Genomic DNA, 245 nt, shown 5'->3' on the forward strand with positions numbered 1-245 from the left:
CGGCGGAGCGGGCCTCCCGCCGGCCCACGGCTTCGCCCCCCCCCTTTTTGGTGGTGGTTTCCCCCCCCCATCCCTCCCGCAAATCGGTTCCCTCGAGATTTTTCTCTTTTTCCTTCAAAATGGCGGGTTTGCGGGCATATTCGTTCATCGCCCGCGTATAGGCGGTTTTAAAAACCGGTTCATGGGTCCCGCCGCCGCGTGGCGGAATCGAAATCACGAACGAAGCGATCGTTTCCGTCTTGCCG

1 pseudogene is annotated in these 245 nt (G+C 60.8%); it reads right to left on the reverse strand.

From position 1 onward, the window contains the following. Positions 1–245 (reverse strand): annotated as a pseudogene (locus KVT34_RS30825) (DNA topoisomerase IV subunit B); the annotation flags it as partial.

It is taken from the genome of Paenibacillus sp. GbtcB18, from assembly GCF_019091125.1.
Classification (GTDB): Bacteria; Bacillota; Bacilli; order Paenibacillales; family NBRC-103111; genus Paenibacillus_F; species Paenibacillus_F chitinolyticus.